This window comes from Pseudoduganella sp. RAF53_2 (assembly GCF_052113985.1).
Taxonomy (GTDB): Bacteria; Pseudomonadota; Gammaproteobacteria; order Burkholderiales; family Burkholderiaceae_D; genus Rugamonas.
Window position 1 is genome coordinate 1 of record NZ_JBFRDW010000224.1, and the last position, 8578, is coordinate 8578.

The 8578-nt window shown below is 59.3% G+C and carries 11 protein-coding genes and 1 pseudogene; 2 read left to right on the forward strand and 10 right to left on the reverse strand.

Annotated elements, in window-relative coordinates:
- The 7 genes and pseudogenes from AB4Z11_RS14760 to AB4Z11_RS14790 form a co-directional block, all read right to left on the reverse strand.
- Positions 1–431, reverse strand: a pseudogene (locus tag AB4Z11_RS14760) (peptidase); the annotation flags it as partial.
- A gap of 42 nt (positions 432–473) precedes the next feature.
- The gene (locus AB4Z11_RS14765; protein ID WP_442026002.1) at positions 474–1277 is read right to left on the reverse strand and encodes a transglutaminase family protein; all 804 of its coding nucleotides are present in this window, start codon (positions 1275–1277) and stop codon (positions 474–476) included.
- 15 nt (positions 1278–1292) lie between these two features.
- The gene (locus tag AB4Z11_RS14770) at positions 1293–2246 is read right to left on the reverse strand and encodes an alpha-E domain-containing protein (protein ID WP_442026003.1); all 954 of its coding nucleotides are present in this window, start codon (positions 2244–2246) and stop codon (positions 1293–1295) included.
- 9 nt (positions 2247–2255) lie between these two features.
- Positions 2256–3686: a circularly permuted type 2 ATP-grasp protein gene (locus tag AB4Z11_RS14775; RefSeq protein ID WP_442026004.1), complete on the reverse strand. Its 1431-nt coding sequence runs from the start codon at positions 3684–3686 to the stop codon at positions 2256–2258.
- Positions 3687–4163: 477 nt separating this feature from the next.
- Positions 4164–4250, reverse strand: coding sequence for a helix-turn-helix domain-containing protein (locus tag AB4Z11_RS14780; protein ID WP_442026012.1), 87 nt, complete (start codon positions 4248–4250; stop codon positions 4164–4166).
- Between the two features lie 79 nt (positions 4251–4329).
- Positions 4330–4932, reverse strand: a complete 603-nt coding sequence (locus tag AB4Z11_RS14785) for a phosphatase PAP2 family protein (RefSeq protein ID WP_442026005.1) — start codon at positions 4930–4932, stop codon at positions 4330–4332.
- Positions 4933–5044: 112 nt separating this feature from the next.
- Complete coding sequence (locus tag AB4Z11_RS14790; RefSeq protein WP_442026006.1) at positions 5045–5404, reverse strand: hypothetical protein; 360 nt, start codon at positions 5402–5404, stop codon at positions 5045–5047.
- 224 nt (positions 5405–5628) lie between these two features.
- On the opposite strand from AB4Z11_RS14790, the gene AB4Z11_RS14795 reads away from it, so the two are divergent.
- Positions 5629–6117 carry a GNAT family N-acetyltransferase gene (locus tag AB4Z11_RS14795; protein ID WP_442026007.1) on the forward strand — a complete coding sequence of 163 codons (489 nt, stop codon included), beginning with the start codon at positions 5629–5631 and terminating at the stop codon, positions 6115–6117.
- Positions 6118–6166: 49 nt separating this feature from the next.
- On the opposite strand, the gene AB4Z11_RS14800 is transcribed toward AB4Z11_RS14795, so the two are convergent.
- Positions 6167–6520: a DUF4148 domain-containing protein gene (locus tag AB4Z11_RS14800; protein WP_442026008.1), complete on the reverse strand. Its 354-nt coding sequence runs from the start codon at positions 6518–6520 to the stop codon at positions 6167–6169.
- Positions 6521–6593: 73 nt separating this feature from the next.
- Entirely contained in the window at positions 6594–7532 is a 939-nt protein-coding gene (locus AB4Z11_RS14805; RefSeq protein ID WP_442026009.1) for a LysR family transcriptional regulator, read from the reverse strand.
- Between the two features lie 106 nt (positions 7533–7638).
- Here AB4Z11_RS14805 and AB4Z11_RS14810 point away from each other — a divergent pair, with 106 nt between their 5' ends.
- A complete protein-coding gene (locus AB4Z11_RS14810) occupies positions 7639–8037 on the forward strand; it encodes a nuclear transport factor 2 family protein (protein WP_442026010.1) in 399 nt (132 codons plus the stop codon).
- Here AB4Z11_RS14810 and udk read toward each other — a convergent pair.
- The coding region (gene udk / locus AB4Z11_RS14815) for a uridine kinase (protein ID WP_442026011.1) at positions 8015–8578 on the reverse strand (564 nt) is incomplete at its 5' end. The genes AB4Z11_RS14810 and udk overlap by 23 nt on opposite strands.

The window sequence follows — 8578 nt, forward strand, 5'->3', positions numbered from 1 at the left end:
TAGGTATTCTCATCGTGCGACTCGATGAAATTGCCTGCCGAGTAAATCTGGAACAGGCGGCAGCGCTCGCCCTTGATCTGACCGCCGAAGATGATGTTGACGTTGAATTCGATGCCGAATTCCGACAGGGCCTTGGCATCGCGGTCATGTACTTGCCGCACTGCCTGGCCGAGTATGCGCGCCGCCTCGTACATCGTAGGCGCATTCCAGATGCTATGTCCTTCCTCCGACTGCAATTCGGTCACCAGTTGGCGGATCGACTGCGAGATCGACAAATTCCCTGCCGTCATCATCACCATCATGCGGTCGCCGGGCAGTTCAAATACGCTCATCTTGCGGAAAGTGCCGACCTGGTCCACGCCGGCGTTGGTTCGCGAATCGGACAGAAAGACCAGTCCGGCATCCAGGCGCATGCCCACACAATATGTCATCGCATCAAATTCTAAAAAGGGGATGGGCCATTCTACACCCGCTCATTGCGGGATAATCTGGACGTTGACGCTCAGCGATTCGGTGCCGCCGCCGCGCCGCACCCCGCGTACGGGCGCGGCGCCGTCGTAGTCGCGGCCAATCGCCAGACGGCAGTAGGCATCGGTCATCAGGCGCGCATGGGTGACATCGATGCTGACCCATCCACTGTAGTCCCGGTCCTCCGCCCAGGCATCGACCCAGGCGTGGCTGGCGGCATGATCGCTGTTTTCCGGGTCGATGTAGCCTGAGACATAGCGCGCCGGGATGCCATGCGCATGGCAGCAGGCCAGGAACAGATGAGCATGGTCCTGGCACACACCCTGGCCGAGGGCCAGGGCATCGCTGGCGGTTGAGTCGACGGCCGTTGCACCGCTTTGGTACGAGACTGCACCAAAGATGTGCTCCGCCAGAGCCATCAAATGGTGCGTACTTGCTTTGCCGTCCGGCAGGCAGGCTGCCGCCAGTTCCAGGATGGCGGGCGTGGCTGCCGTCAGCCGTGTCGGCACCGTGAAGATCAGGGGAGACAGGGTGTCGCCGTTCACTACGCGGCCGCGATCGGGCACCGTGGTTTCGACCGCGCCATAGGCGACAATGGACAGGTCCTTGTGCGCGCTATCCAGCGTCATCATGTGCGACAGGTTGCCGAAGGCGTCGGTGTACGCATGCACGTGGCCGGGCAGGGCAATTTGCCAGGACAGCACGTGCTGCTGCGGCTCGACGCGCGGCGTCAGGTGCAGCTGCTGGATGGTATAGGCCAGCGGCGAGCTGTAGGTGTAGCGGGTTTCGTGGCGTATCGTTAATCGCATGGTAGGGTCTTCCGCTTACGCCGCCAAGGGCACCAGGAAATCACGGCTGACGCGGTTGCCCAGTTCATAGATATCAGCCAGGAAGCGGGTCAAGGTATCGTGCAGGCCAGCAGCCAGGATGTCTTCGATTTTGCCGAACTGCAGCTCCGCGCGCAGCCTGCCTGCGAAGCGTTCGGTATCGGCCGAGACGTCGTTGCGCACTTCGTGCAGGTTTTGCACCACCTCGTCCATACAGGCCAGCAGCGATCGCGGCATGTCTGCTCTCAGCATCAGGAGTTCGGCAATGCGCGCGGGCGTGATGACATCGCGGTAGACCTTACGGTAGATTTCGAAGCCCGAAACGGACCGCAGCAGTGCACCCCAATAGTAGAAATCGCGCTGGCTCATGCCTTCGGCGCCACTGTGTTCGGTCGCGCCGCCATGGTATTTGACGTCCAGGATGCGCGCCGTGTTGTCGGCCCGCTCCAGGAAGGTGCCAAGGCGGATGAATTGCACCGCTTCGTCGCGCAGCATGGTGCCCAGCGTGACGCCCCGCGATAAATGCGAGCGGTACTTCACCCACTCGAAAAACTTGCTGGGATCGCTTTCCAGAAAATCGCTGTCCAGGCGCTTCTGCATATCCAGCCAGGTCTGGTTCTGGATTTCCCAGACTTCGGTGGTCAGCGTGCCGCGCACCGCCCGCGCATTTTCGCGTGCCTGGGTCAGGCAGGCCACGATGGACGAAGGGTTGTCCGGGTCGCGCACCATGAAGTCGATGACCTCGCGCGCTTCCAGCGACTGGTACTTCTGATTGAAGCCGTACTGCAATTCCGAGATGCCCAGCAAGGCCCGCCAGCCCTGGGCGGTTTCTTCGTCGGATTGCGGCAGCATCGAAGTCTGCACGTTCACATCCAGCATGCGTGCGGTATTTTCGGCGCGCTCGGTGTAGCGGGCCATCCAGAACAAATGATCGGCGGTACGGCTCAGCATGATGTCTCCTTATCGCTCCAATACCCAGGTATCCTTGGTGCCCCCGCCTTGCGAGGAGTTGACCACCAGCGACCCTTCCTGCAGCGCTACGCGGGTCAGGCCTCCCGGCACCATGGAGATTGTTTTTCCGGACAAGACGAATGGCCGCAGATCGATATGGCGCGGCGCGATACCGCTTTGCACATAAGTGGGGCAGGCGGAAAGAGCCAGCGTTGGCTGCGCGATATAGCCGTCCGGCCGGGCCAGCAGGCGCCGGCGGAAGTCCTCGATCTGCGCCCTGGTCGAGGCTGGACCGACCAGCATGCCGTAGCCGCCTGCGCCATGGACTTCCTTGACCACCAGTTCCGGCAAGTGCGCCAGCGTGTAGGCCAGGTCTTCCTTGCGTCGGCACTGGTAGGTCGGCACATTGTTCAGAACCGGTTCCTCGGAGAGGTAGAAGCGGATCATGTCCGGCACGAAGGGGTAAATTGACTTGTCATCGGCCACGCCGGTGCCGATGGCATTGGCCAGGGTCACCCTGCCGGCGCGGTACACCGACAGCAGGCCCGGCACGCCCAGCGAGGAATCAGCGCGGAAGGCCAGCGGATCGAGGAAGTCATCATCCAGCCGGCGGTAGATGACATCCACGCGCCGTGGCCCGCGCGTGGTGCGCATGAATACCGTGTTGTCGTTGACGAACAGGTCCTTGCCCTCGACCAGTTCAACGCCCATTTGCTGCGCCAGGAAGGCATGCTCGAAGTAGGCGGAGTTGTACATCCCCGGGGTCATCACCACGACGGTGGGATCATTCACTCCCATGGGAGCGACGGAGCGCAGATTATCCAGCAGCAGGTCAGGGTAGTGATCCACCGGCGCGATCTTGTTGCGGGCAAACAGTTCGGGGAACAGCCGCATCATCATCTTGCGGTCTTCCAGCATGTAGGACACGCCGGAAGGTACGCGCAGATTATCCTCCAGCACGTAGAACTCGCCCTGGCCGGCACGCACGATATCGACACCGGCGATGTGCGCGTAGATATTGGACGCGACATTGATGCCTTGCATTTCCGGCCGATACTGTGCGTTCCGGTAGATCTGCTCGGCCGGAATGACGCCCGCTTTGACAATGTTCTGATCGTGGTAAATGTCGTGGATGAACATGTTCAGCGCCTGCACGCGCTGTGCCAGCCCGGTCTGGAGCTGCCTCCATTCGACAGCCGGGATGATGCGCGGGATAGTATCGAAAGGAATCAGGCGTTCGGTTCCTGCTTCGTCCCCGTAGACTGCGAAGGTGATGCCAACCCGGCGAAAGGTCAGATCGGCTTCCGCCTGCTTGCGTTCGATGATTTCGGCTGACTGGCGCTGCAGCCAGCCGCAAAACTCGCGGTAATGTTCGCGTATTTTTGTGCTGGCAGTGTGCGTCAACCCGTCAGCGGTCATTTCATTGAAGAAGTTCGTCATGTCGGACACTCCCAATTGAGGACACTTAGCTTCCTATCAAGAAGTGTGCCAGCGGAAATGCACTATTTAAGTACACGAGCGTCACTGGCTGGGACGCTGATTAAATGCGCCGCCGAGGTTGGCTTGCTTTGCTGCACGTCATTTCATCAGTAAGGATTTTTGCCGTTAAATCAGTCATTTACGGTTATGACCTGGTCGTTGTTAACAGGCTTGTCCACAAAAGCTGTGCGCAACTCCTTACGTCGCGGGCTGCGCCGGGCCGCTTTCAGCCGCGCTGTTGGTTTTGAAGGGAAAATAACCCATCGATGTAGATGTCCAGATGGCGATGGGCGAGCGTGCGTTCCTCGCTCGCTGCCAGGCCAATTGCGAGTGGTCGCGCAAAGCGGATCATGGCAAAGACAATGTCGTGCTCCGAGAGATCAGCGCGGCTTCGACGCGGCGTTCCAGCGCGTAGCGGGCAGTAGCGTGCAGGAGAGACTACTTATCCGGGAAGTGGCGGTATAAGGTCCCGATACCCACTCCAGCGCGTTCCGCAATGGCATCGCGTGGCGGAGCGCCCAGCACTTCACTGCCTATCGCCAATGGCCTGCCGGTGGAATAGCAGCGCCCGATCCCGCTGGGCGAATTTGGCGAACCTGGCTCGTTAGCGGGGTAGCCATCCTGCCGCGATCGGCCATGCCAGCAGCATGCGGTAGCAACGTTCCGCGAGTTGCGTGCACCGGGATGCCATCCTGTTCCAAGGAGGCGTYAGAACGCCATAGCAGGCGGAGACCACGATGACGGCGCCCACCATATCCAGAGGGAAGTGCACTCCCAGGAACACCCGGGCCCAGGCCACACCAAGACCGCAAAGCAGCACGGCCAGTCCGAGACCAAAGGCGCCGTCCAGAAGCAGGGGAATGCCGACGCTCGCGAAGACCGTCATGTGATCGCTTGGAAAGGACGAATCGGCAATATGGGTGGTCCAGGCGTTCCCGAGGTGAAGCATGAATGGCCTTGGATGCATCCAGAGCAAGCCGATGATTTGGTTGATGGCGAGGCTAACGCAAGCGACCAATAACGCCTTCAATGCCAGCGCGCGATGCCGTTGCTGCCCAGTCATCCACATGCCAATCAGCAGTAGCGGAACGAGATAGATCAGGGCGTCGGCAAGCACGGCTGCGACGTCGATCAGCCACGCAGCGGTGTACGGGCCGCCGTTGATCTTCAGGAAGAGGGCGCGATTTAGGGATTCGAGTTCGTTCATTGCTGGCTTGCCAGGCTGCGGTTGGGGCGGGGCCACGCTAAATCCCGCGTCGATGGAACGAAATTCTAGGGGCGGGGTCGTTAAAGGAACGTTAATTCAAGGCAAGCGTCATCTAGGCAATTCCCGTCACTTTCACCGCAATTCCAAGCATCGCGATGACCAGCGTGATTGTCGTCCCGATTTGCCATCGTACGACCTTCGCGAGCTCCTTGCGCAGCTCATCAAAGCCACGATCGGTATGCTCGCGTAGCTCAGCCAGCCCTTGATCCGTGTGCTCGCGTAGCTCTGCCAGTCCTTGATCGGTGTGCTCGCGTAGTTCGGCCAGTCCTTGATCGGTGTGCTCACGCAGCTCGGCCAGCCCCTGGTCGATGCGTTCGCGCAGCCGGATGATCTCTTGCTTGATGCGATCCAGTTGTTCGTGATGCGATTCCACCTCTGCCTCGACGTTCGCAATGCGTTCCTTCAGGTCCATATGCCCTCCGCACAGATTTCTCAACTGTGAAGCATGAGCGGACGGGACATATTGAGCTTGGACAGAAACCTTGGGGAAAAGTTCCGTCGCATTGCTTTGATAGAAGCGGGCATAATCTGCCCAAGATCACTGCAAGAGCACTTTACGCATCCTTCGACATGGCACCTCTCCCCACCATCATCACTGAACGGACCCTTCTGACGGTTCTGCAGCCGGAGCAAAGTATGCTGCTGCACCGCTATGTTAACGAGAACCGGGATCATCTTGCCGAATGGGAGCCACAGCGAGATGAAGCCTTCTTCGGTGAGGAGGCGGCGCTGGAGCGGGTGAAAGCCTCGCTGACCAGCTTTGAATCAGGCGCCGCGGTGCAGATGGCTGCACTGGATCGTGCAAGCGGAAAAATGGTCGCCGTGTGCAATTTCAACAACATTGTCCGCGGCGCGTTTCAGGCTTGCCACCTCGGCTATTCGGTGGATGCGGCGTGGCAGGGAAAGGGCCTGATGCACGAAGTGGCGACGGCAGGAATTGGCTATATGTTCAACGAGGTCGGTCTTCACCGCGTCATGGCCAATCATCTGCTCAACAATACGCGCAGCGAACGCCTGCTGGCCCGGCTTGGCTTCGAACGCGAAGGCATTGCACGCTCCTACTTGTGCATTGCCGGCAGATGRCAGGATTTTGTGCTGACTTCACTGATCAATTCGCGTGACTGACAGGGCTGGCCTGGCGGCACGTCATTACGGCCGCCAGCCTGATTGAGTCTCAGAAGGCAAACGCTCCATCGTCGGAGACTTGCGCGTGAGTCATGCGGAAAGTATCAAGCTCCGCAAGCACTTCAGCCCGAGTCTTGTTCGTTTGGGTAAGCAGTGGGCCAGGATAGGCTTCGCCCGAATAAATTTCGCCGCGGCGTTGTGCGTCGTGCAGTTCCTGAATCACTTCAGCGCGGGTTTTGGTGGAGACGAAGCCGGTATAGCCCATATATCCTTCGCCGCTGTTCACACCCTGATCTGGCGCGGAGACGACGACTTGCGACATGGTCTTGTCGACGGTTGCGGCCATGCTGGCGAAGGAGGTTGCGGCCAGAACTGCAGCGATAACAAATTTGGAAGCGTTCATGATGTTTCTCCTGTTTGGTTGGATGATGAGTCCAGTGTAGGAGGCAGGCACAAACGGCAGCATGACAGCGGCATTACAAAGTTCTGACAAGCTCCGATTGCGGCCCAGGCATCATGCCGACGACAAAGTCGATGAACGCTCTGACCTTGGCCGGAACGTGATTACGGCTGGGGTAATAGACGTAAAGCGGGAATGTTTCGTCTGGCCAGTCCGTTAAAACCGGCACCAGCGCGCCCGAGCGCAGGTGGGCTTCGACGCCGAGATCGATTAGCTGGGCTATCCCGTAGCCCGCAAGACAGGCGCCGATCTTGGTGCCGGCATCCGTGACTGTCAGGTTGCCGCGAACGGCAACCTTTATCTTCTCATCACCACGCCAGAACTCCCATTCGAAGGGCTTGCCGGTGGCAGGATCGATGGCCAGGATGCATTCATGGCCGTGGTCGATCAGGTCCTGGGGAGACTTCGGTCGGCCACGCTGCTCCAAGTAGGACGGCGCGGCCACAGTCAGGACGCGCGGACTGTATAGCCTGCGGCAGACCAGAGTGGAAATGGATGGCGGTCCAAACCGGATGGCGAGATCGAAACCGTCGCTTACCAGATCAGAGAGATCGTTCCTGGTTTCCAGCTTTACTTGAAGCGCTGGGTGAACCTTCATGAACTGCGCCAGTTCCGGTGCTAACACAATGCGTGAGAACGCGGCATCACACGCCACCCGAAGTGTGCCGCTGACGACCGAGGTTTGGCCCGCCGCGCCGGCAGTCGCCTCTTCAATCCCCTGCAGTAGCGGCAGCACTCGCTGTATCAGCTCGTGTCCGGCATCCGTCACTTCAACGTGGCGGCTGGTTCGATGCACGAGCTTTGAACGCAGGCGATCCTCCAGGCGCTGGATCGCGCGGCTCACCGCAGGCTGGGTCTTGCCCAGCCGCGACGCTGCGCGGCCAAAGCTCCCGGCTTCCGCCACGGCTGCAAGGACAAGCAAACCACCGATAAGTCCTCCATCGAGTTCTTCCATGATCTATGTGTTCCGGTAATGGCAGCGATAAGCGATTCGCAGTATCCGAGGGCGAAAGGGGCGTTCATTATACGAGCCGTTCAACCGCTATTGAGGAGAATTGACAATGACCCAGACCCAAGCCATCGTCGCTTTAGTTGATGACTATTTCAATTTGGCCTATGAGCCTGAGAGCCGTGACTTCGACAAGATCTTCCACCCAAGTTGCCTGGTGCAGTGGCTGCAAGAAGGGAAATTGCAGACCATGTCCGCGCCGGACTATGCGGCGCTTATCAAGGGGCGGCCGAGTCCTCAATCCACCGGCGAACCGAGGGATGAGGCCATTCTCTCCCTGGAAAACGTCTCGGACTGCCTTGCGGCAGCAACCGTGAGAGTCCGCATCGGAAAGAAACTGTTCAACGACCACTTTGTCATGCATAAGGTGGACGGCGCCTGGCTCATTGCCACCAAGGCGTCGTACCTGGTGCAGACCTTCGACCAGATCAGGAGTGCTTCAATTGGCTGACGATGCTCGCTACCTTGGTGGTGATGACATCGACGGCCGGCCCGTTAGCGCCGTGGGGCAGGATGACATCGGCGTAGCGCTTGGTTGGCTCGATAAATTGCTTGTGCATGGGGCGCACCGTTCCCAGATACTGTTCGACGATGCTTTCCAGCGAGCGGCCGCGCTCGGCGATATCCCTTTGCATGCGGCGGATGAAACGAACGTCGGACGCGGTGTCGACAAAGATCTTCAGCGACATCAATTTGCGCAAGTCCTCGTTATACAGCGCAAAGAGTCCTTCAATCACGATGACCGGCGCTGGCTTAACAGGTATGGTTCTGTTGGAGCGATTATCGATGGTGAAATCGTACTCCGGCATCTCGATCGCTTGGCCGCTGCGCAGGGCCTGGACATGCTGCACCAGAAGTGGCCAGTCGAAAGCCTGTGGATGGTCGTAATTCTGCTGGCGGCGAACTTCAGGTGTCAGATCGGATTGATCGCGGTAGTAGTCATCCTGCATCACCACCGAAACCATATCGGCGCCGAACGAAGCCAGCACCTG

Excerpts from the sequence above, each read along its gene's own strand:
- AB4Z11_RS14810 (WP_442026010.1), top strand. The coding sequence starts at position 7,639 with ATGACCCAGACCCAAGCCATCGTCGCTTTAGTTGATGACTATTTCAAT.
- AB4Z11_RS14775 (WP_442026004.1), bottom strand. The coding sequence starts at position 3,686 with ATGACGAACTTCTTCAATGAAATGACCGCTGACGGGTTGACGCACACT.
- AB4Z11_RS14765 (WP_442026002.1), bottom strand. The coding sequence starts at position 1,277 with ATGCGATTAACGATACGCCACGAAACCCGCTACACCTACAGCTCGCCG.
- AB4Z11_RS14790 (WP_442026006.1), bottom strand. The coding sequence starts at position 5,404 with ATGGACCTGAAGGAACGCATTGCGAACGTCGAGGCAGAGGTGGAATCG.
- AB4Z11_RS14805 (WP_442026009.1), bottom strand. The coding sequence starts at position 7,532 with ATGGAAGAACTCGATGGAGGACTTATCGGTGGTTTGCTTGTCCTTGCA.
- AB4Z11_RS14770 (WP_442026003.1), bottom strand. The coding sequence starts at position 2,246 with ATGCTGAGCCGTACCGCCGATCATTTGTTCTGGATGGCCCGCTACACC.
- AB4Z11_RS14800 (WP_442026008.1), bottom strand. The coding sequence starts at position 6,520 with ATGAACGCTTCCAAATTTGTTATCGCTGCAGTTCTGGCCGCAACCTCC.